General features: G+C 69.3%; 1 protein-coding gene. It reads left to right on the top strand.

Annotated features, from left to right (window positions below; genetic code table 11):
* Positions 1-14: 14 nt before the first annotated feature.
* Positions 15-300 (top strand): AMP-binding protein (locus IU459_RS37825; protein ID WP_440446567.1); only part of this gene is annotated, 286 nt, incomplete at its 3' end.

Here is a 300-nt window from a genome sequence, read left to right as displayed (position 1 = left end):
ACCTGGTGGTCGGCATGTACGCGGTGAACGCCGCGGGCGGCGCGTACGTGCCGTTGGACCCGGACCATCCGGCCGAGCGGATCGATTACATCCTCGAGACCGCGCGCCCGGTGTGCGTGCTGACCTCCGGCTCCGATCTGGAGACCACGGTCTCCCGGCAGGTGCGCATCGACCAGCTGGAGTTGTCGGAGTTCTCCGGCGAGCCGCTGACCGACGCCGATCGGCACAAGCCGCTGCGCCCGGCCAACACCGCGTACGTGATCTTCACTTCCGGTTCGACCGGCCGCCCGAAGGGTGTGG

Origin of the sequence: Nocardia amamiensis (genome assembly GCF_015477605.1) — a bacterium.
In the GTDB taxonomy this organism is placed as follows: domain Bacteria; phylum Actinomycetota; class Actinomycetes; order Mycobacteriales; family Mycobacteriaceae; genus Nocardia; species Nocardia amamiensis_A.
The sequence above is the reverse complement of the archived record's forward strand: the minus strand, read 5'-3'. Positions and strand labels throughout refer to the sequence as shown.